The sequence below is a fragment of the Coriobacteriaceae bacterium genome (assembly GCA_025992705.1).
Taxonomy (GTDB): domain Bacteria; phylum Actinomycetota; class Coriobacteriia; order Coriobacteriales; family QAMH01; genus QAMH01.
Genome location: DAJPGJ010000001.1, coordinates 1,966,855 through 1,988,331, shown reverse-complemented (window position 1 = coordinate 1,988,331; position 21,477 = coordinate 1,966,855). Strand labels below are relative to the sequence as shown.

The 21,477-nt window shown below is 57.5% G+C and carries 13 protein-coding genes, 2 tRNA genes and 1 pseudogene; 12 read left to right on the top strand and 4 right to left on the bottom strand.

Annotation, left to right across the window (positions count from 1 at the left end):
• Window positions 1-9 precede the first annotated feature (9 nt).
• Together ftsY and OIM11_08555 are read left to right on the top strand one after the other, a co-directional pair.
• Window positions 10-900 (top strand): annotated as a pseudogene (gene ftsY, locus OIM11_08560) (signal recognition particle-docking protein FtsY).
• 561 nt (window positions 901-1,461) lie between these two features.
• Window positions 1,462-3,207 carry a hypothetical protein gene (locus tag OIM11_08555; protein ID HJJ01170.1) on the top strand — a complete coding sequence of 582 codons (1,746 nt, stop codon included), beginning with the start codon at window positions 1,462-1,464 and terminating at the stop codon, window positions 3,205-3,207.
• Between the two features lie 82 nt (window positions 3,208-3,289).
• Here the strand turns inward: OIM11_08555 and OIM11_08550 are convergent, their stop codons facing one another.
• Complete coding sequence (locus OIM11_08550; protein HJJ01169.1) at window positions 3,290-3,967, bottom strand: hypothetical protein; 678 nt, start codon at window positions 3,965-3,967, stop codon at window positions 3,290-3,292.
• 417 nt (window positions 3,968-4,384) lie between these two features.
• On the opposite strand from OIM11_08550, the gene ffh reads away from it, so the two are divergent.
• The 4 genes from ffh to OIM11_08530 all read left to right on the top strand — a co-directional run bounded on the left by ffh (window position 4,385) and on the right by OIM11_08530 (window position 8,539).
• A complete protein-coding gene (gene ffh, locus OIM11_08545) occupies window positions 4,385-5,767 on the top strand; it encodes a signal recognition particle protein (protein ID HJJ01168.1) in 1,383 nt (460 codons plus the stop codon).
• 105 nt (window positions 5,768-5,872) lie between these two features.
• Entirely contained in the window at window positions 5,873-6,301 is a 429-nt protein-coding gene (locus OIM11_08540; protein ID HJJ01167.1) for an NUDIX hydrolase, read from the top strand.
• Window positions 6,302-6,313: 12 nt separating this feature from the next.
• Window positions 6,314-7,330: a hydrogenase expression/formation protein HypE gene (hypE, locus tag OIM11_08535; protein ID HJJ01166.1), complete on the top strand. Its 1,017-nt coding sequence runs from the start codon at window positions 6,314-6,316 to the stop codon at window positions 7,328-7,330.
• A gap of 87 nt (window positions 7,331-7,417) precedes the next feature.
• Entirely contained in the window at window positions 7,418-8,539 is a 1,122-nt protein-coding gene (locus OIM11_08530) for an Ldh family oxidoreductase (GenBank protein ID HJJ01165.1), read from the top strand.
• A 230-nt stretch (window positions 8,540-8,769) separates the two neighbouring features.
• Here OIM11_08530 and OIM11_08525 read toward each other — a convergent pair.
• Both OIM11_08525 and OIM11_08520 read right to left on the bottom strand, forming a co-directional pair.
• Window positions 8,770-8,845: transfer RNA gene (locus tag OIM11_08525), tRNA-Lys, on the bottom strand.
• 53 nt (window positions 8,846-8,898) lie between these two features.
• Window positions 8,899-8,975 (bottom strand) — tRNA-His (locus OIM11_08520).
• A 140-nt stretch (window positions 8,976-9,115) separates the two neighbouring features.
• On the opposite strand from OIM11_08520, the gene OIM11_08515 reads away from it, so the two are divergent.
• From OIM11_08515 to OIM11_08500, 4 genes are all read left to right on the top strand, one after another.
• Window positions 9,116-10,516 carry a cytochrome ubiquinol oxidase subunit I gene (locus tag OIM11_08515; GenBank protein ID HJJ01164.1) on the top strand — a complete coding sequence of 467 codons (1,401 nt, stop codon included), beginning with the start codon at window positions 9,116-9,118 and terminating at the stop codon, window positions 10,514-10,516.
• Window positions 10,513-11,523: a cytochrome d ubiquinol oxidase subunit II gene (gene cydB / locus OIM11_08510; protein HJJ01163.1), complete on the top strand. Its 1,011-nt coding sequence runs from the start codon at window positions 10,513-10,515 to the stop codon at window positions 11,521-11,523. The genes OIM11_08515 and cydB overlap by 4 nt, the downstream gene beginning before the upstream one ends.
• A 14-nt stretch (window positions 11,524-11,537) precedes the next feature.
• Window positions 11,538-14,729, top strand: a complete 3,192-nt coding sequence (locus OIM11_08505; GenBank protein HJJ01162.1) for an ABC transporter ATP-binding protein/permease — start codon at window positions 11,538-11,540, stop codon at window positions 14,727-14,729.
• 69 nt (window positions 14,730-14,798) lie between these two features.
• On the top strand, window positions 14,799-15,641 hold the full coding sequence (locus OIM11_08500) for an EamA family transporter (GenBank protein HJJ01161.1): 843 nt from the start codon (window positions 14,799-14,801) through the stop codon (window positions 15,639-15,641).
• Window positions 15,642-15,657: 16 nt separating this feature from the next.
• Here OIM11_08500 and OIM11_08495 read toward each other — a convergent pair whose 3' ends face one another.
• The gene (locus OIM11_08495) at window positions 15,658-16,704 is read right to left on the bottom strand and encodes an inorganic phosphate transporter (protein ID HJJ01160.1); all 1,047 of its coding nucleotides are present in this window, start codon (window positions 16,702-16,704) and stop codon (window positions 15,658-15,660) included.
• Window positions 16,705-17,579: 875 nt separating this feature from the next.
• On the opposite strand from OIM11_08495, the gene OIM11_08490 reads away from it, so the two are divergent.
• A complete protein-coding gene (locus OIM11_08490) occupies window positions 17,580-19,676 on the top strand; it encodes a LuxR C-terminal-related transcriptional regulator (protein ID HJJ01159.1) in 2,097 nt (698 codons plus the stop codon).
• Window positions 19,677-20,051: 375 nt separating this feature from the next.
• Window positions 20,052-21,461: an SLC13 family permease gene (locus OIM11_08485; protein HJJ01158.1), complete on the top strand. Its 1,410-nt coding sequence runs from the start codon at window positions 20,052-20,054 to the stop codon at window positions 21,459-21,461.
• The last annotated feature ends 16 nt before the right edge of the window (window positions 21,462-21,477 follow it).

Genomic DNA, 21,477 nt, shown 5'->3' with positions numbered 1-21,477 from the left:
GAGATTCACATGGCGTTCAAGGACAAAATCAATCGGAGCAGGACGAAGTTCAACGAGCGGATGAACGTGCTGTTCCGCCGTGGTCCCAAGCTCGACGAGGATTTCTGGGAGGACCTCGAGGAAACGCTCATCTTGAGCGATTTGGGCGCCCAGGCGACGATGGAGGTCATCGACCGTCTGCGCGACCAGGCCACGCGCAAGGCACTGCCCGATGCGTACGCCGTGCTCGACATGCTTGCTGACGAAATCAGCGGTCTCTTTGCCGAACCCGACCCTGATCCGTTCCGCATGAACCCCGTCTGCGTGCTCTTCGTGGGCATCAACGGCGCGGGCAAGACCACGACGGTCGGCAAGCTTGCCAATCAGGCGTCGCTCGGCGGCCGCAAGGTGCTCATAGGCTCGGGCGACACCTTCCGTGCCGCCGCCATCGAGCAGCTCGACATCTGGGGCGAGCGCAGCGGTGTCGAGGTCGTGAAGCGCGAGCGTGGAAGCGACCCGGCAAGCGTGTGCTATGACGTTGTAGAGCGCGCCGAACAGCTGGGAAGCGACCTCGTGCTCATCGATACTTCGGGGCGCCTGCATACGTCCGATGAGCTCATGCGCGAGCTGCAGAAGGTTGTCAACGTCACGCGCAAACGTGCAGACGTGGACGTGAAGACCGTTCTCGTCATTGATGCCACGACGGGCCAGAACGGCCTGCAACAGGCACGCGAATTCGATAAGGCGCTCGACCTGGATGGCGTCATCATGACCAAGCTCGATGGCACGGCCAAGGGCGGCATTGCCGTGGCGGTGAGTCACGAGTTGGGACTGCCCATCCTGCGCGTGGGCGTGGGCGAGGGTATCGAGGACCTGCAGCCCTTCGATGCGCGCGAGTATGCCGAGGCGCTCTTCGGCGAGATGCGCGCAGAGCTCGATGGCGATGAAGAAAGCGGAGATCTCTCCACTTCGGTGTCTGACGACACCTCCGGTCGAGATGACATGCCGGAGCCCGAAGAGGTCCCCTCTGTCATTTCGAGCGAAGAGAGCGAAGCGAACGAAGTCGAGAAATCTCTCGATGGAGATCTCTCCGCTCCGGTGTCTGACGACACCTCCGGTCGAGATGACATGCTTGAAACCGAAAAGATCTCGATGACTGCGGACGAGTGGTTCGCCGAGACCGAATCCGAGCCCGAGGAGCAGGAGTCTTTCCGCGACAAGATGCGTCGCTGGTTTTCATAAGGAACACCGCTGACCCTTCCCATTGTTATTTCGAACGAGAGACTGCCTCCCTGTCATTTCGAGCGAAGCGGCTGAAGGCCGCACAGTCGAGAAATCCCGCCTTAAATTGAGACGGGAAACCGTTCGCGGTCAGTCACCGAACTCCCGGTTTGACAAAATGCGGGGGGGGGGGGGGGGGTATCTTCCAAGGCAAATTTGCAACGACGCTCTATGGGGCGTCTCGAGCCTGGGAGGATTCCGATGCCGACAAGAGCCCTGCTGCGCGCTTCGACTGCGGTTGTCGCGATGTTGACATTTGTCGTATGTGCGGCCTGCGTTCTGCAGACAACTCAATTTGCCTGTGCCGACGGTACTGCTCAGGTGATGTACAGGTTATACAACCCCAACTCCGGCGAGCACTTCTACACCGCCGATGTCTCCGAACGCGATGCCGTGGCCGCCGCGGGATGGTCCTACGAAGGCGAGGGATGGACCGCGCCGACTGTGTCATCCACGCCGGTCTACCGGCTATACTCGGGCACAGACCACCACTACTGCACCGGTGAGGGGGAGAAGGACGCCCTCGTTGCCGCCGGATGGTCCTACGAGGGGATTGGCTGGTACTCCGACGACGCCAAGGGCGTGCCGCTGTACCGCCAGTTCAACCCCAACGTCGATCCCACCGCACCCGTGAACAACTCGGGATCCCACAACTACACCACGAGCCTCGATGAGCACAAGCACCTCGTTTCCATAGGCTGGAACGACGAGGGAATCGGCTGGTACGGCGTGGATGTGGTAGTGCCGGGGGATGGATCGGTGTCCGCCTTGAGTGTCAGCAGCGTGTCGTTGGGGGATTACCACAGCGCCGCGATCCTCGGAGATGGCTCCCTCTGGACGTGGGGCAGGAACGATTACGGTTGTGTCGGTGACGGTACCACAGAGGACAGGACCTCCCCCGTCAAGGTCATGGATGGCGCGAGGCTCGTGTCGGTTGGGGATCGATGGACCGCATCTGTCGGAGACAATGGTTCACTGTGGACGTGGGGCAGAAATTGGTATGGCTCATTAGGCGATGGCACAACCGAGGACAGGCTCTCTCCCGTCAAGATTATGGATGGTGTGACATCAGCTATTGCGGGAGCCTACGAAGGTGCAGCGATAAAAGAGGATGGTACTCTATGGATGTGGGGTGACTATTATCGTGATCGGTCCGGCGACTTTGCTACAGAAGAGAAACGCTCTCCCGTCTGCATAATGAATGACGTGGCGTCGATTTCGCTAGGGGGAGCAGGAGGCTATGCGGTCATCAAAGAAGATGATTCATTATGGACGTGGGGTAGCAATTCATACGGCGAACTCGGCATTGGCACAACCGAAGATGCCAGTGTCCCCGTCAAGGTCATGGATGACGTGAACTCCGTTTCGCTCGGTGAGTATTATGGTGCCGCCATTAAGAAAGATGGCACTTTGTGGATGTGGGGTCTCAATAATCGCGGCCAACTCGGTGATGGAACGACCGAAAGCAAGCTTATCCCTGTCAAGGTTATGGACAGCGTGAGATTCGTTACGCTGGGGGATTCAAACTTTGGATCTGGGTACAGTATGGCGACAAGAGAGGACGGGTCTGTCTGGGCGTGGGGAGCTAATCATGTCGGCCAGCTCGGCGATGGTACAACGGAGGATAAGTTGTCCCCTATAAAAGTAATGGATAGCACGAGGATAGCATGGACGACGGGCTCGTCAACAAGCCTGGCCCTTGATACAGATGGGTCGATTTGGGGATGGGGCGGCGTTCTGTACCCCAACTACACCAATCATCCCACTCGAATACTGGATGGTGTCAAGGATGTATATTGGGGTGGAGGCTTTATCTCCGCCGGCCAATATGCTGCCATTAAAAACGATGGTTCCGTGTGGACGTGGGGCAACAACGATTACGGCCAGCTTGGCAATGGAACCACGGAAAACAGTAATCTTCCTGTCAGGGTTCAGTTTGGCAGCTAAGTGCCAGTTGATTTCTCAATCGCTTGAACCGGGACAAGTGACCTGCCCATTTGTCCCGGTTTGTTGGTTTGGAAAGAGTCAGCTAGCAAAATCGCTTGCGGGCGAGCTGCTTCATGAACGATTGGGTGAAAGATCGCCGGTTCCCGAAAAAGCGCTCTTGCGATTTCGACTGCCTTCCGGCGTCATAGGCGATGGAGGCGCGCTCCACCATACAAATGTAGTCGGCGACCTGCAGGAGCCTGCGCGCTCCATGGTCGGCATCGCGAAAGTCGGAGACATTCCTGGCGAGCACGAAGTCGAGTGCGTCATGCAAGGCTACGCTCACGGCACCTTGACCGTTGTCGTAATAGACGGATATGGTATCGAAGACTTGGAAAAATGACAGGTGCTCGTAAACGAGGGACGCCAGGTCACGTCGGATTCTCGACTCGAGCTCGTCTCTGCTGCGGATGTTGAAGACATCATACCGCAGCGCGAAATACGTGAACGGGAGCGAGCGTACAAGACGAGCGAACTGGGTGAGAAGGCGCTTTCTATCGCCAGGCGACACAGATTGGTAGTCTCCATTGCCGTGTAGAAGATCCTTTCCGTGAAACGGTACGTTGGCCAACTCGGCAACTGCCAAGCGCCTTTCGTATTCCTCAATAGGCGTGACAACGTCTGCGGAATGCTCGTGAAGAACGACTGATACGAGGTAAAGATTCTCGGAGAGGTCCTGACTTCCCGTTTCGTCAACGTGTAGATTCAATCGCTTCGCCACATTACCCCTAAAGACAGAAATGGCGAGGTACGAACCTCGCCGCTCTGATACCTACAAGGTTTCAATCCCTTTTCGGTAGAGCTGATTATCGCACGAGGGACGCTGGGTGTTCAAGACTTGTTTAGAACTGAAGACCTTGCTGGTCTCAGCGACTGGCGCGCGATTGATGTCTAGTAATATGCGGAAACTTGCTAAAATCGAATAGCAGATACAAGTTCTGATTGCGAGGAGTAGTGACCCTTGTAATCGGAATGGCGAAGGACGGGACAAATTTCACGCAAACATTTCAATGCTGGCTTGGCTTGTAGCCTTCCGCTGGCATTGGTGCATATCGGCAGCACGGCTCATATTTCAGTCCTATATTCGCTTTACTATATCCGCGACAAGATGCGTTGCTGGTTTTCATAAGGAGCAATGATGTTTGAGAGTCTGTCCGATAAACTGCAAAAGGCGTTCTCTGGATTCAGGTCCAAGGGACACTTGACCGAGGATGATATCAACGAAGGTATCCGCGAGATTCGCATGGCGCTGCTCGAAGCGGACGTCAACTACAAGGTCGTCAAGAACTTCACGCGCCGCGTCAAGGAGCGCTGCCTGACCGCCGAGGTCATGGACTCGCTCACACCGGGCCAAAACGTCATCAAGATCGTACTCGACGAGCTCACCGAGTTGCTTGGTGGTACGACCGCCGAGCTCACCTTTGGCAGCAGAATCCCCGGCGTGGTCATGCTCGTCGGCCTGCAAGGCTCGGGCAAGACGACGGCTGCCGCCAAACTTGCCTATCGTCTGATGAAACAGGGACACAACCCTCTGCTCGTGGCATGCGATGTGTATCGTCCCGCCGCCGCCGATCAGCTGCAGGCGCTCGGTGACGAAATGGGCGTGCGCGTCTATCGCGGCGATGGCAAGGATCCCGTCAAGATCGCCACCGAAGGCGTGCGTGACGCTGTCGATAACCTGCGTGACGTGGTGATTGTTGATACGGCCGGCCGCCTGCATGTGGACGATGAGATGATGGACGAGGCCGTTGCCATACGCGACGCGGTCGAGCCTGATCAAATCCTCATGGTCGTCGATGCCATGACCGGTCAGGATGTTGTCAACGTCGCCGCGGCGTTTGCCGAGAAGGTCGACTTCGACGGCGTCATCATGTCGAAGATGGATGGCGATGCTCGTGGTGGTGGCGCACTTTCCATCCTCGAGGTCACGGGCAAGCCCATCGAGTTCATTTCCGCAGGCGAGCGCCCCGACTCCCTCGAGATTTTCCATCCCGATCGCATGGCCAAGCGTATCCTCGGCATGGGCGATGTGGTTTCGGTCATTGAGCGCGCCATCGAGATTCAGGACCGCGAAATGGAGGAGGCCGAGGCAGAACGTCTCGCTCGCGCCGACTTCGACTTCAACGACTTCCTCCAGGTCATCGGCCAGACACGCAAGATGGGTGGTCTCGGAAAACTCGTGAGCGCACTTCCCGGTGGCGACAAGGCCCTGAATGCCGGACAGGTCGACGAGCACGAGCTTGACCGCACCGAGGCGATTATCAACTCGATGACGAAGGAAGAACGGGCCAAGCCGACGCTTTTGAACGGCTCTCGTCGCAAGCGCATTGCCGATGGCTGCGGTATGTCGATTCAGCAGGTCAATCAGCTCATCAAGCGCTATAACGAAACGCGCAAGCAGGTCAAGAAGATGATGGCCGCCATGAACCAACCCGGCAAGAAGGGCAAGCGCGGCAGGAAGCGCATGGGCATTCCCGGCCTGGGCGACATCGACCTAAGCCAACTCAAGAACATGATGTAGACGAGCGAATTGCGTGGAAGGCGAACAATGCCAATGGAGATGTGGGACATCTACGACGAGCACATGAATAAGACCGGCAAGACCATGGAGCGTGACAACTGGAACATGCAGCCCGGCGAATACCACGTATCCGTGCTGGGCGTTGTGCAGAGGCCTGACAAGAAATACCTCATTACGCAGCGCAAGATGGACAAGCCATGGGGTGCCGGCTGGTGGGAGTTCCCCGGCGGTGCCGTGCGTGCGGGCGAGGAGCCCGAAGCGGCGGTGCGCCGTGAAGTCGCCGAGGAAACCGGACTGGACGTCTCTGACGTTGCGGCAGAGAAGGTGCTCACCTACAAGCGCGAGGATCCGAACGACGATAACAACTACTTCATGGTCGTCTACAAGTTCGAACTCGATGCCGACGAGTCCATGGTTGCGGTCCAGGAAGAGGAAGTCGAGGATTTCGCGTTTGCCGATGTGACCAAAATCAAGTCCTTGGCAGACGAGGGCATTTTTCTCCATTACAGCAGCGTTAGCTCCATTTTCGAATAGGACGATTACATCATGCAGAAAACCGATACGGTCTTAATGGCACATGGCAGTGGCGGAACGATGATGCGCGACATCATTGAGCAACTGTTCTTCGAGGCATATGCAGGCGACACGCTGCGACGCGGCGATGACGCGGCGACGCTCGACATCGCGGGTGGGCGCGTTGCGTTCTCGACGGACACCTTCGTGGTGACGCCGCATTTCTTTCCCGGTGGAGACATCGGGCATTTGGCCGTGTGCGGTACGGTCAATGATGTCGCGACAAGCGGAGCCACGCCGCGCTACCTTTCCTGCGGCTTCGTGCTCGAGGAGGGCTATCCGCTCGACGACTTGCGACGTGTGTGCGCGTCGATGGCGGCGACGGCCAAGGAAGCTGGCGTCGAGATCGTGACGGGTGACACCAAGGTCGTCAACCGCGGTCATGGCGATGGCATCTACATCAACACGGCTGGCATCGGCGAGCTGCGCGACGGTGTCGATCTCTCCGCGTCGCACATTAGGCCGGGCGATAAGATTCTCATCAGCGGCAGCATTGGCGACCACGGCATCGCGATTATCTCGACGCGCGAGGAGCTGAGCTTCTCGACGCAAATCGAGTCGGACGCCGCCCCGCTCAACCATCTGATCGCGGCGGTGCTCGACGCCTGTCCGGCAGGGAGCGTTCGCGCGTTTCGCGACCCGACGCGTGGCGGGCTTGCCTCGACGCTCAACGAGTTTGCGAGCACGGCGCATGTCGACATTTGCGTCGACGAGGATGAGGTGCCCGTGCATGACCAGGTGCGTGGCGCCTGCGAGATGCTTGGTTACGACGTCTTCCAGGTTGCCAACGAGGGCAAGATGGTCTGCGTGTGCGCATCCGAGGTGGCCGACGCCGCGCTTGCGGCCATGCGTGCGGACAAGTATGGCGCTGAGGCTGCGATTATCGGCGAGGTACTCGAGGGCGACGGACGCGTATATCTGCGCACGTCCTTTGGCAGCGAGCGCATCCTCGATATGCTCGTTGGCGAGCAGCTCCCCCGTATCTGCTAGAACCTTCTACCTCATGTGCTCTTCACATCTCCATGCGATAATACGTTGCCAAGAACAATGACAACTCACGACGGTGAGGAGCAAGCAATGAGCACTGAAGAAACCGCGCAAACCTACGTCCCCTTCGACCTCATGCACGATTTCATGGTCGATGTCTTCGAGGCATACGGCGTCCCCCGCGAGGATGCCGAGATCTGCACCGACGTTCTCATCGAATCCGACCGTCGTGGTATCGCAAGCCACGGCATCAATCGCTTCAAGCCCATCTACCTCGATCGCATCAAGAACGGCACGCTGCTGCCCAAGACCGACATCGAGATTCTGAAGGAGACGCCCACCACGCTCGTCATGGACGCGCATGATGGCATGGGCATGGTAGCGAGCTACGAGATGATGAAGCGCCTGATCGAGAAAGCCAAGACGCTCGGCATGGCTGGCGGCGCGATCCGCAACTCTACGCATTACGGCATTGCTGGCTACTGGGCGACGATGGCAAGTGACGAGGGGCTCATCGGCATCACCGGCACCAACGCCCGGCCGTCCATCGCTCCGACCTTCGGCGTCGAGAACATGCTCGGCACCAATCCGCTCACGTTTGCTCTGCCCACTGACGAGGACTTTCCCTTCTGCCTCGACTGCGCGACCTCCATTTCGCAGCGCGGCAAGATCGAGCGTTATGCGCGCGAAGGTAGCCCCACGCCGGCTGGTATGGTTATCGGTCGCGATGGCAGCGCCATGACGGATAGCGACGAGATCCTCAAGGCGCTCGTCGACGGCACGGCGGCGCTCGCTCCGCTTGGCGGCATTGGCGAGGACCTCGGCGGCTACAAGGGTTATGGCTATGCCACCGTGGTCGAAATCCTCTCGGCAGCCCTTGCCGGCGGCGAGTTCATGAAGGCACTCACGGGCGTTTCTCCTGATGGTGATCCGCAGATGTACGGTCTTGGTCACTTCTTCTTCGTGGTCGATCCCGATGCGTTCATGGGACAAGACACCTTCAGGAAGATCGCGGGCGACATCTCGCGCGAACTGCGCGCGTCTGAGAAAGCGCCTGGTGCCGAACGCATCTACACGGCAGGCGAGAAGGAGTACCTGGCCTGGCTCGATCGCAAGGACAAGGGCATCCCGGTCAACTCTGCCGTCAAGCAGGAGATGACGCAGATTCGCGACGAGCTCGGGTTGGATTACCGCTTCCCCTTCGAGGGTTAAGAACATCCACTTGTGCGCAGGCAAGCTGTGAAGCGGAGGTCCAAGGGAGCGCGCCGTAAAGACCGCGTAGCGGGCTGTCGGGAAGCGACCGTCGGAGCGGAGCAGCTTGCCCGCGTGAAGAAAGACGGCATAGCCGCAAACGAATGGTCCCTAAATGTGTCCTGTTCGCCCCTGCGACCCCTGCAAACAAAAAAGCCAGCGGCCGGATAAGCCGCTGACCTCGTGTTTCATGGTGGACCGGCAGGGGTTCGAACCCTGGACCTTGGGATTAAGAGTCCCCTGCTCTGCCAGCTGAGCTACCGGTCCGTCACAGCGAAAAAGGATTATACACGAAATCGCCGTGCGCCCAAGCAGGAAAATGGGGTGGGTAAAGGGATTCGAACCCTCGACCTCCAGAGCCACAATCTGGCGCGCTAACCAACTGCGCTATACCCACCGTGAGCTTCCTGCGTCGATGCGCAAGGCGAGAGTATAGCGGATTTTCCCAGCGCCTACAAACACTAATAGGAGTAAGATGGAAAACTTGTGAGAGGGGATGGGTAACTGGCATTACCCGAGGTTTCTGAAGGAGGACACATGGAATTATTTGGCGATGTGGTCTTTCTGTCGCGCCTTCAGTTCGCGCTGACCGTCATATTCCACTTCCTGTTCGTGCCGCTGTCCATTGGATTGGGCCTGTTCGTTGCGCTTACCCAGACGCGCGCCTACAAGACGCGTGATCCCAAGGACGAGGCGGATGCCCGCTTCTGGGTCAAGATTTTTACGCTCACCTTCACGGTCGGCGTTGCGACGGGCATCACGATGGAGTTTAGCTTCGGTACCAACTGGGCTAACTACTCCCGCTTCGTGGGTGACATCTTTGGCTCACCGCTCGCAGCCGAGGCGTTGCTCGCGTTCTTCCTCGAGTCGTGCTTCCTCGGCGTGCTCCTCTTCGGACGCAAGCGTGTATCTCCCAAGTTCTACATGGTTTCCTCATGGCTTGTGTGGGTGGGTTCCATGCTCTCGGCCCTGTGGATTCTCATCGCGAATTCCTGGATGCAGACCCCGGCCGGCTTCGAGGTTGTCGAGACGGCTCATGGCAAGAAAGCCATCATTACCGACTTCTTCGCCGCGGCCTTCAATCCGCAGACCATCCCAACCTATCTGCACACGGTTCTCGCGCTGCTTATCTTCGGTGCCTTCATCGCCATGGCGATTGCCGCGTACTACCACATCAAAGGTCGCAACTCTGAGTTCGTCACGAAGATGATGCGTTGGGGCGCTATCGTCACGCTCGTGTGCATGGTGCTCATGATGCCGGTCGCGCACATGCAGGCTCAGGTCGTCGCCGACGAGCAGCCTACCAAGCTCGCCGCGATGGAAGGTCAGTACGAGACCGAGCCCGTTCCCATGTACTTGTTCGGCATCGTCGATACCGAGAACGGTACGGTCATCGGTCCCTCGATTCCGGGTCTGACCTCGTTCCTCGCCGCGGGTGACTTCAGTGCCGAGTATCCGGGCCTCAATGATATAGAAGCCGCCGATCCTGGCAGCACTCCCACGGCCACCGAGGTGCAGATTACCTTCCAGTCCTATCACATCATGATTGTCATGATGGGCGTCATCATGCTGGGCGTGTTGCTCGCGCTCATCATGGCCTTCGGCAAGAAGCTCAAGACCAAGCGCTGGCCCTATGTCGTGATGCTCTTTCTCTGGATCGCGCCATTCCTCGCCATCCAGTTTGGTTGGGCGACGGCCGAGGTTGGCAGGCAGCCGTGGATCGTCACGGGCGAGCTCAAGACGCTTGATGCCATCAGTCCGTCAGTGCCAGCCGATCAACTTCTCCTCACCATCGGTCTCTTTATCATCATCTACCTGGTGATTTTCATCGCATGGGCGCGCATCTTCTCCAAGATCGTCAAGAGCGGTCCCGAGAAGTGCCTGCCCGAGGCCAAAGATGCACCCGTCGTCGATGCGCAGGAAGGTGATGTGGCATGACGCTCCCCATTCTCTGGTTCATCATCATCGCAGTGCTGATCTGCGCATATTATGTTCTCGACGGCTTCGACCTTGGCGCGGGCGTGCTCTCGCCGTTCATCGCCAAGACTCCGGGCGAGAAACGTGCTCTCATGACCTCCATCGGTCCCGTTTGGGATGGTAACGAGGTCTGGCTGCTCACCGCAGGTGGCGCGCTCTTCGCTGCGTTCGCCCCTGCGTATGCGACCGTGTTTTCCGGCTTCTACCTGGCCATCATGCTCGTGCTCTTTGGCCTCATCATCCGCGCGGTGAGCCTCGAGTTCCGCGCGCATGATCCCAAGTGGCAGAAGCTTTGGGACGCGCTCTTCTTCGTGGGATCGCTCGTTCCCGCGCTGCTCTTCGGTGTCGCGCTGGGCAATTGCCTGCAGGGCGTCCCGCTTGATGCTGCCGGTAACTACATCGGCTCCTTCTTCGGTCTGCTCACGCCGTTCCCGCTCGTCTGCGGCCTGCTCGGTTTGGCGACCATCGTCACGCAGGGCGCCTGCTGGCTCGCGGCAAAGATCGAGACGGGCACGGAGTTGCATAAGCGCGCCGTCACGGCGCGAGTCGCCGGCCAGATCGTCACGGCCATTCTCGTTGTGGCCGTCTCCGTCATATTCTTCACCTTCATCGGCTTTCCTCAGGGCGAGGGTCCCGCCTTCCCGTTCCTCGTGTTCGTTGCCTGCATCCTGGTCGCTGCTATCGTCGTTGGTTTCCTGGCGGCTGGTCGCGGCAAGAACTGGCTTGCCTTCGGTGCGAATTCGGCTGTCTGCGTGGCACTTGTCTTCGCTCTCGTGCTCGCCATGTTCCCCAACCTGGTTATCTCCACAGGTCCTGGTCCCTCGATTGACTTGTTCACTGCAGCTGCGAGCACTTATGGACTTACGGTGATGACCATCATCGCCTGCATTGGCGTTCCGCTGGTCGCCATATATCATGTCATTATTTACCGTACCTTCCGCGGCACCATCAAGGTGGAGGAAGACTAGAAGAAAGTATTTGCATGATCGAGCTCAAGCACCTGCGCAAGTCCTACAGGGTCGGCGATTTCGAGCAAAAGGCGCTCGACGACGTCTCGATATCGTTCCGAGACAACGAGTTCGTCGCCGTCCTCGGGCCGTCAGGTTCCGGCAAGACCACCCTGCTCAACATACTGGGTGGTCTTGATCATGCTGATACCGGCGAGCTCATCATCAACGGCACGTCCACCAAGGACTACTCAAGTGCCGATTGGGATACCTACCGCAACCATCACATCGGCTTCATCTTCCAGAGCTACAACCTCATTCCGCATCAGACGGTGCTTTCGAATGTCGAGCTCGCGCTTACGCTCACGGGCGTGTCGCGCGAGGAGCGTCGAGCGCGGGCCATGGCCGAGCTCGAGCGTGTCGGTCTGGCGGAGCACGCCAACAAGAAGCCCAGCCAGCTTTCCGGTGGTCAGATGCAACGCGTCGCCATCGCCCGAGCCCTGGTGAACGACCCAGACATCGTGCTAGCAGACGAGCCCACGGGTGCGCTCGATACCGAGACGGGCATCCAGGTCATGGACCTGCTGTCAGAGATCGCGAGCGACCGCCTCGTCATCATGGTCACGCATAACCCCGAGCTTGCCTATGATTATGCGAATCGCATCGTCAAGCTGCACGATGGACGCATTTCCGACGATAGCAACCCCTTCGAGCCGAGCAAGGCAGACGAGCAAACTGCCAAGCTTGCCGCAAGTCAGCGCAACAAGGCGACTGACGGCCATAAGAAGCACGCATCCATGTCGTTTCTCACGGCACTCGCGTTGTCCTTCAACAACCTGATGACCAAGAAGGGCCGTACTTTTCTCACGGCATTTGCGGGATCAATCGGCATCATTGGCATCGCCGCGATCCTCGCGCTTTCCAACGGCGTCAACAACTACATTGCCAAGGTCGAGGAGGATACGCTCTCATCGACTCCGCTCACCATCACGCAGTCGAGCTTCGACGTGACCTCCATCATGATGCAGGCAGGTGACTACGTGCATGGAGATACCGAAGACGACGTCGCCGCGGGTGTCATCCCGGAATCCACCATCATGGCCGATGTCTTGACGGACGTGAAGACGAACGACCTCAAGTCCCTGCGCTCCTTCTTCGAGGCAAACGGCGGAGACGTGAACCGCTATGTAAACGCCATCGTCTACGGCTACGGCATAACGCCCCAGATCTACAAGGCCGACACCTCCGCCGGCATCAAGCAGCTCAATCCCGGCGCCTTGTCCTCGATCATGTCTAACGACATCAGCTCCGCCGGCATGTTCTCGACCATGATGGGCTCGGCGAGCTCGTTCCAGGAAATGCTCGATGACCAGAAGCTCCTCGAGGAGCAATACGACATCGTCGCCGGCGCCTGGCCTGCCAACTACGACGAGTGCGTGCTGGTGCTCAACAAGAACGGCGGCATCAGCGACTACACGCTCTACGCGCTGGGCATCCTCGACCCCGACGAGCTCAACGACCTGCTCATGGACGCCCTTGCCTCCGAGGACCTTGACGTTCCCGATACCAACGTCGAGTTCACGCAAGACGAGGCGCTGGCGCTCACGTTCAAGGTCGTGAACGAATGCGATATGTACACCAAGGCCTCCTCTGGCTCGACATGGGTCGATCGCAGCGATGACGAGAGCTACATGAAGACGCAAATCGCCGAGGGCCTCGACCTCAAGGTCGTGGGAATCATCAAACCGAGCGCGACGGCATCGGCGACGTCCATGGACGAGGGTATCGGGTATCGCCATGACCTCATCCTGCATCTCATCGATCAGGCGGCCACCTCGCCGGTGGTCGAGGCGCAGATGGCCGAGCCCGATGTCGACATCTTCACGGGCAAGACCTTCGAGTCGCTCAAGGACGATGCGGAGTCCTCCTTCGACATGGGTTCGCTGTTCAGCATCGACCAGAACATGATGGCGCGCGCCTTCAACGTCGATAACGCCGCCATCGAGTCGGCAATGGCAAGCGCGATGAGCGGCGCGGCTGCGAGTCTTGACACGAGCAACATGTTCGCGGACATTCCCGCCCCCGATTTCAGCGATTTGGATATCGACCTGTCCGGTGGTGTTCCCTCCGCAAGTCAGGTGGCTGCTCTCGAGCAGAGCCTGGGCCAAATGAGCAGCGGGGTTGTCATGGGCTTCATGCAGTACGTAAGCAGTAATCCCAGTAGCATGGCAGATTTGCCTGGGGCATGGAGCGCCTATCAGCAATCGGATGCCTACAAGTCCATCATCAACCAGGCGGCAACGGGCATCGCATCGGGTATGTCAGGTTCCAGCGAGCAGCTCCAGAAGGCCTTCACCGAAGCCATTCAGAAGAAGATGAGCGAGTACATGACCACCCAGCTCGTGCCCTATCTGGAAGGCAAGATGGGTGGCATGCTGCAGAGCTACACCACGAGTCTGGCGAGCTCGATGGCCTCCGCGCTTTCGACCGCGATGGGCACGGCGATATCGGTTGACCCGAGCATGTTCGCCCAGTCCATCACCGTCAACATGGACCAGGACGAGCTCACGTCCATGTTCATGAACCTCGCACGCAGCAACGACCTGAGCTATGAGAGTAACCTGCAGACCCTGGGCTATGCCGATATAGCCGATCCGATCTCCATCAGCATCTACGCCAAGAGCTTCGATGACAAGCAGGTCGTCGAGGACATCATCGACCAGTACAACGCCGACATGGAATCCTCGGGCGAGGAGGACAAGACCATCTCCTACTCCGACATCATGGGTGCGCTCATGAGCTCCGTCACCAACATCATCGATATGATCTCCATGGTGCTTATCGCGTTCGTCTCCATCTCGCTCGTCGTGAGTTCGATCATGATCGGCATCATCACCTACATCAGCGTGCTCGAGCGTAAGAAGGAGATCGGCATTCTGCGTGCCATGGGCGCGAGCAAGGGCAACATCGCCAACATCTTCAATGCCGAAACGGTCATAGAGGGTCTCATGTCCGGCGTCTTTGCGGTCCTCCTCGTGGCGTTGGTGTCGTTGCCTGTGAATGCCATCGTGCTTGCGATGATGAACATTTCGGGCATCCTCGCCCTGCCCATCACAGCGGCACTGATTCTCATCCTCATCAGCGTCTTCTTGACCTTCATCGCCGGCCTCGTGCCCGCCATGAATGCCGCCCGCCGCGATCCCGTCGAGGCGTTGCGCAGCGAATAGCGTCTAGGGCCTACCTCGGTATGCGGGGTGGGCCCGTGCGCGAGCTACGCTTGGAATGACGCATACGGTATGTCAGCCGCCATCAGCCACAGAAGAGGACTTGCGTACGTTCTCATATCCGCCGTGTGCTTCTCGCTTGCCGGCGTGCTCATCAAGGTCATTCCCTGGAATCCCATCAGCATCAATGGCGCACGTTGCATCTTCGCGATCATCCCGATGTATCTCTACCTGCGTGCGACGGGCAGGCGTTTTCACGTCAACAAGCAGATCATCGGCGGTGCCGTGCTCGACTTCGCCATGCTCGAGACCTTCGTCATCGCCAACAAGCTCACGACGGCCGCAAACGCGATCGTCCTGCAGTTTACCGAGCCCATCTGGGTCATCTTGCTGGCCTGGATCATCTTTCGCTCGCGGCCGCGCAGGAGCGCCGTTGTGGCGAGTTTCGTCGTAATCGCCGGCATCGCCTGCTTCTTCTATGACAGCTTGAATGCTGGTGGCATGTTGGGAAACGTTCTCGCGATTGTCTCCGGCGTTGCCTATGCGGGCGTGTTCCTTCTCAAGGAGTCACCCAAGTGCGACTTCGAATGCGCGGCGATACTGGGCTTTGCGGCGTGCTTTGTCGTTGGCATTCCCTTCTATCCGCAAGAGACGCTCTTCACACCCGAGATCTTGGTGACAATCGTCGCGCTCGGTGTCGTCCAGCTCGGCTTCGCGTACTTTTTCCTCTCCAAGGGTCTTGATGTGGTTTCTCCCGTGACGGCATCGCTCACCTCGACTATCGAACCGCTGCTCAACCCAATCCTGGTCGCGATCGTGGTGGGGGAGACCATCGGCCCCATCTCCATTTTTGGTGCGGTGTTGGTGATTGGCGCGGCAACCGCCTATAACGTCTATGCGGCGCGCACGGGGTAGAATCTGCTCGAAACGGCTAGAAGAGCATGAAGATCTGCGCGAGTGCCCAGCCGATGAATCCGCAGCAGGGGAAGGTGAGCAGCCAGGCCGCGACCATGCTCTTGGCAACGTCCCACTTGACGCGCTTGGGGTTCTTCGAGGCACCGACGCCCATGATGGCCGCCGTACTGCAGTGCGAGGTCGAGACCGGCATGCCGGTGATGGATGCAATGAAAAGCGTGATGACCGTTGTCGCCGATGCCGCCACGCCCTGGTACTTCTCGAGCTTGACCATGTCCATCGCGACTGACTTGATGATGCGCTTGCCGCCGACGAGCGTGCCGAGCGATATGGCAAGCGAGCACAGGATCATGAGCCACAGCGGAAACTCCGTCGCACCGCTCGTCTGCATGTCGAATGCGAGCGCGATACCCAAAAGACCGATTGACATGAACTTCTGGCCATCCTGCGCACCGTGCAAGAACGAGAGCGCGCATGCGCAAATGTCCTGAAGGACCACGCAGACCTTGTTGGCCTTGCCGCGGTTTGCGTGGGCGAAGAAGAACTCGATGATCCTGGTATTGACCCAGCCCAACGCAAACCCTGCGATGAGCGAGAAAAGCATGCCGTAAATGACGAGCATCCACTCGCTGACCACGACGCCGGCAAGGCCGTTCATGGCGATGGCGCCACCGGTGACACCGGCGATAAGCGAGTGGGACTTGGACGCGGGGATGCCCCGATACCAACAGAAGAAGCCCCAACCTATGGATCCTATCATCGCGGCTATGAGGGCCATGAGCGCTTGGTGCGTGTTACCCGAGAAGTTGACCATGTTAAACATGGTATGGGCCACGGCCGTGGATATGTATGTCATGCCCACGAGGCCGACGAAGTTGAAGATGGCTGCCAGAATCAGGGCCGTGCCTGGCTTGAGGCAGCGCGTCGAAACGGCCGAAGCGATGGCATTGGGGGCATCGGTTGCGCCCGAGATAACAGTGACACCGATAACGAGGACGAGAATGACGATAAGCGCGGGATGAGCGCCCGCTTGCGCAATGAACACCGGAAGCGTCAGGTCCATCTACTCGTCCGTTCTGTCGGGAAGGGACACGGAAACGTGCCCAAGGTATTCTACCGTAAGTTTGCATAGTGGGAATGAGCATTCACGCGGAAGTGCAACGCGAGTCGAATATTCCGGACGGATTAGGATAGCAAGGAAGCCCAGCAAGAAAGACTCGTGAACCTACCCTTTGCATTACCCTTTGAATAACCCGTGAAAAGTACCCAATTCGGATGATTTCTATTATGCTCCTCCTTGATAACTTAGTTTAATTACCATGCGTGCTCCTGAGGCCTGGGGGGAAGGAGTAATCGATGGACCAGATCATTCATGCAAGACTCATAGAGCCTGTGCTGCCTTCGAATCTCGTGATGAATCGCCCTTTGATTGAAGAGCTGAGACGCGCGGTCTGCGATCAGCGTATCACCTTTCTACATGCCCCAAGCGGATACGGGAAGACCGTAGCCATGTGCGAATTGAGCGGGATCCTGAGGCAGGAAGGGTACGGCACAAGTTGGCTGAGCATCGATCCGGCCTTATCGGACCCGACGCAATTCTGGGCTCACGTTCACGCCTCGTTCGGAGAGAGCGCGTTTTGTCCTGCTACAGAGCATGACAAGCTTGCCGGTGACGGGGAGTCTCTGGCAGATATCCTGTTTCAACATCGCGGAGAGGTCAAAGGCGAACGCTTTGTTTTCTTCGACGCCTTCAACCGGATAAGCTCGCTTTCTCTTATCGACGATTTTCTGCGTTTCTGTTTCGAAGCTCCTCCCGAATATCATTTTGTCGTAGGCACGCGGGAGTTTCTCGAGAGCTTTAAAACAGCGACTTTCAAATATGGTGAACACGTATTTGAGGCCAGGGACCTCACCATCACGCAGGTCGAGGCCGAAGAATTGGTTCGGGATTCGTGCGGGAGCGCCTTTTCCGACGAGCTCATTGCCGAAGCATACCGTTACACCGAAGGCTGGATTCAGGGTGTCAAGCTGCGTGCCCAGGCAATCGCGCGAAACGAGACGATGGGAATCAAAGGGCCAATAAATGGAAAAAACAACCTAGTGCGTGACTACTTTACATGCAACATTCTTTCCGATTTGCCTCCAGACGACGTCGATTTCCTCATTCGGGTGTCCTTGTTCGAGAAAATCAACCGCTCGCTTCTCGCCTTCGTTTTCGGCTCAGCCGTGGCAATCGAGAGATTCGACAGACTGCTGGCAGCCAACGTGTTCATCATGAACTGCGATTACGAAAACGAGTGGTATCGGCTTCATCCCATGTTCCTGGACATGCTCCGATATGAGCTGAAGCGTTTCAACATGAGCGAGTTGCGAGGCCTCTGCCTCAATGCGGCGGAATGGTTTCATGACAACGGTTATCCCGATGAGGCCGTGAAGTACCTCAGCATGTCGGGGGATCTGGACTATATAGAGGGGCTCGTGGAGGCGACGAGCGGACTCGTGCGCCCGGATATGTCCATGGACTCCTTTGCGTGGATGTGTCGGGCCCCTGCCGCGTCTGTTCCCACCTCGCCGTTCATGTGCCTGATGGCCGTTTGGTCTTGCGTGACCTACGCGCGTCTCGAGGACGCGGACTTGTGGATGGGAGTCTTCGAGAAACTCATCGAAAGCGGAGTCGTGACGCAAGAGACCTCACCCGAAATGGCCGCTTTCACCATGAAATGCCTTTCCATGAAATATCTGGCGATGGAGGGTGACGGTGAGAGGGCGTTGCTTCTTTGCGAGGAGCTGCAAGACGGAAGCTGGCCCATAACCCCGTCGCTGCTCAGCATGATCAACCAGTCCCAGGGAGAGGCCTATTCGTATATCGGAGACTATGTTCAGGCGATGGACTACTATCTAAAGGCGCAGGCGAGTGCGAGCGTCGATCAGACCATCCACCAGCTTGTCTTCAACGAATACACCAATGCAGTCAATCTCTATTATTGCGGAGAGCACGGCAAGGCGGAGCGCTGCTGCGAGAGCCTTCTCAAGAAATGCCCACCGGACTTCGCAATATACGGAGCGGCTTGTGCGCTTCTCGCGCGTATCCTCATAGAGCGAGACGACGTGAACCGGGTACCGGAATTGCTTCGCATATCCGAAGACGGCCTCTCTTGCTATCGTCACATTGACCTCTATCTCGACATAATGACGAGCCACGCTTCCTGGCATTTGACATCAGGTAGCTCCTCCACGGCCTTCGAGGTGATCACCGAGGCGATATTGCAAGGGGAGAAGTATCGAAACGTTCCTCGCGGGGCACTGCTTTCGGCTTACTTTCTCCAGGCGCAGATTGCCCTGCATCGGGGTGATCTTAACGAGCTGCAACTCATAGAAAACAAGTTCGCTCTCCATCTAAAGGAGAGCGACATCTTCGGCACATTGCTGTTCGATGCCATTCGCGCATTTGCCTTGAGGTTGCAAGGAGGTGACGCCGAGGTGGTCGAGCTGCTCGATGCCATGATAAAGCGGGCGCTTGAGCGAGATTTCAATCGCATGGTCGTTATCGCGCTTGTCGAGAGGACCCTGATTCTCAACGATATGGGTGAGAGCGCCTTGGCCATAACCTCTCTCAACGAGCTTCTCCGAATCGCCCGTTTGCATGGCTACATGCGTACCGTATTGAACGGCGGAGCCCCCATGAAGCAGCTGCTCCGCGAGTATTCGACGACACGTAAGTTGGGCGGCGTTCTGCGAACCTATGTCAAAGACGTGTTGCTGCACTTCGAGGCGGAGAGCTCCGACAAGAGGGAAGCTACAGACGAGAGCACGGCGTTTTTGGAGAGCGAGTACATGCTCACCGCTCGCGAGATTGAGGTCCTGCGCCTGCTCAACATGGGGCTTTCGCGCAACGAGATTGCCGAAACGCTTTCCATCAGCATCAACACGGCCAAGAAGCACCTTTCCAACATATACGCCAAGATGGGGGTTCGCAACAAGACCGAGGCGCTCGACGGACTGACGCATGGCATTAGCCAGCGGGAAGCTGGCTAGCTCGACTCGTAGGATGGCTAGGCTTTCCGGCGAGAGGTAATGGTTTTCCTTACCCTTTTGGCACGATTGGGCCCTAATGAGCACCCCGGAAGGTACCCACGCTCTTATCCCGTTGATTGGTACGTTTAGGGCGTTCTTGTTTCATTTTGCCCTCGATATCCTCGTCAACGTAAACGCGTCGAAAGGAATGGACAAGTTCGTTTCGACGCATGTTTCGGAACGTGAGACATCCCACGTAGAGGGGAGGAAGCGTCAGGTGCCGTCAATCGTCCATGGGGACTACCCCGCTTTCATGTGTGCTACGTGATGATGTAGGCAACTGACTAGGGATGCTCATCTTGAGTCCATCTATTTCAATTCAAATTGGAGGGCAAAATGAGGGAAAAACTACCTTTTAAGGTGGGAATAACTGCGATCTCGATACTCATCGTAATCGTGACGTACCTTCTCCCAACTCCGGAAGGGCTTGTTTTTGAAGGCAAGATGCTACTCGGCATCCTGGTCGCTTGCGTCATCATGTGGATTTGCGAGCCGGTGCCGATTGTCGTGACGGCTTGGGCGTTTGCCGCGGCCGTGCCTTTAATGGGCATTCTGTCTTCGGGCGAGACATGGGCAAGTGGCGTGAGCGTCGCCATGATTGTCTGCTTGCCGTGTTTCGCGTTTGCTCTATTCGTTCAGTATTCCAGCATTTCGTTACGTATCATTGCATTCATTTTGAAGTGGGCGAAGCATGATTCCAAGAAGGTGCTTGCCGGTCTGATGCTCGCGACGGCGCTTCTTTCTCTGATCATCGATGACCTGGTTCTCGTCATTGTCATGCTGCCTTTTGCGTACAGAATTCTGGACGAAAACAAGACTCCCTGGGGCAATAAGTCAAACCTAGCCAAGGCTCTTGTGCTTGGCATCGCCTTTGCTTCTTATATTGGTGGTTGGATTACTCCCGTTGGTAGCGTTGTCAACATCCTTGCCATGGGTTTTGCCGAGCAGGCATTTGGCATTACCGTGACGTTTGCCAACTGGATGGTCCTCGGCATCATCATGAACATCGTCCTGCTTCCCATTTCTTGGTTTGCCATTGTCAAGATTTTTAAGCCCGAGCCTATTAGCGATGAGGCTATCGAGCGCATCCAGAAGGAGCGTTCCGAGATTTCCGGGTTTGGAAAGGACGAGATTTGGGGCATGCTCGTTATTGTCGTCACGTTGGCCCTGTGGATTGCCGGTTCGTGGTTCCCGCAGCTCGATATGACGGTCATTGGTCTGCTCGCGCTGTTCCTGATGTTCCTGCCGCCGTTCAAGTGCGTTTCCTTCAAGAAGTGGTGTGACGAGAGTCCCTGGTCAGTCGTCATGCTGAACTGGGCTGTTGGTTGTTTTGTTGCCGGCTTCATTGCCACTGGCGCAATGGTTTGGCTTGTCAATACGGCATTCGCTCCGCTTATGGGACTGCCTGTGATCGTTGTCATGATTCTCGTGGCGGTCTTTGCCTGCGTCGTCCATAACATTCTTCCCGCGGGCGCAGCCGTTGCCGGTCTCATTACGATTCCCGTTTGTGGCTTGGTCATTGGCCTCGGTGGTAATGTCACTGCTGCAATTTTCATGTGCGCGGTGTTTTCCTCCGCTGCGTTCCTCCTGCCGCTGGATCTTTGCGTGTACGTTGCATATTCGAACGAGCGCAAGTACTTCTCCCCATTTGACGAGCTCAAGGTTGGTTGGATTCCCAGCATTGCGGCCATTTTGATGGTTTCCATCGTTTTGCCGCTCGTTTGCACTGCCATGGGTCTCGCATAGGGCGAGATATCTGGAA

Excerpts from the sequence above, each read along its gene's own strand:
- OIM11_08555 (HJJ01170.1), top strand. The coding sequence starts at position 1,462 with ATGCCGACAAGAGCCCTGCTGCGCGCTTCGACTGCGGTTGTCGCGATG.
- ffh (HJJ01168.1), top strand. The coding sequence starts at position 4,385 with ATGTTTGAGAGTCTGTCCGATAAACTGCAAAAGGCGTTCTCTGGATTC.
- OIM11_08540 (HJJ01167.1), top strand. The coding sequence starts at position 5,873 with ATGCAGCCCGGCGAATACCACGTATCCGTGCTGGGCGTTGTGCAGAGG.
- hypE (HJJ01166.1), top strand. The coding sequence starts at position 6,314 with ATGCAGAAAACCGATACGGTCTTAATGGCACATGGCAGTGGCGGAACG.
- OIM11_08530 (HJJ01165.1), top strand. The coding sequence starts at position 7,418 with ATGAGCACTGAAGAAACCGCGCAAACCTACGTCCCCTTCGACCTCATG.
- OIM11_08515 (HJJ01164.1), top strand. The coding sequence starts at position 9,116 with ATGGAATTATTTGGCGATGTGGTCTTTCTGTCGCGCCTTCAGTTCGCG.
- cydB (HJJ01163.1), top strand. The coding sequence starts at position 10,513 with ATGACGCTCCCCATTCTCTGGTTCATCATCATCGCAGTGCTGATCTGC.
- OIM11_08505 (HJJ01162.1), top strand. The coding sequence starts at position 11,538 with ATGATCGAGCTCAAGCACCTGCGCAAGTCCTACAGGGTCGGCGATTTC.
- OIM11_08500 (HJJ01161.1), top strand. The coding sequence starts at position 14,799 with ATGTCAGCCGCCATCAGCCACAGAAGAGGACTTGCGTACGTTCTCATA.
- OIM11_08495 (HJJ01160.1), bottom strand. The coding sequence starts at position 16,704 with ATGGACCTGACGCTTCCGGTGTTCATTGCGCAAGCGGGCGCTCATCCC.
- OIM11_08485 (HJJ01158.1), top strand. The coding sequence starts at position 20,052 with ATGAGGGAAAAACTACCTTTTAAGGTGGGAATAACTGCGATCTCGATA.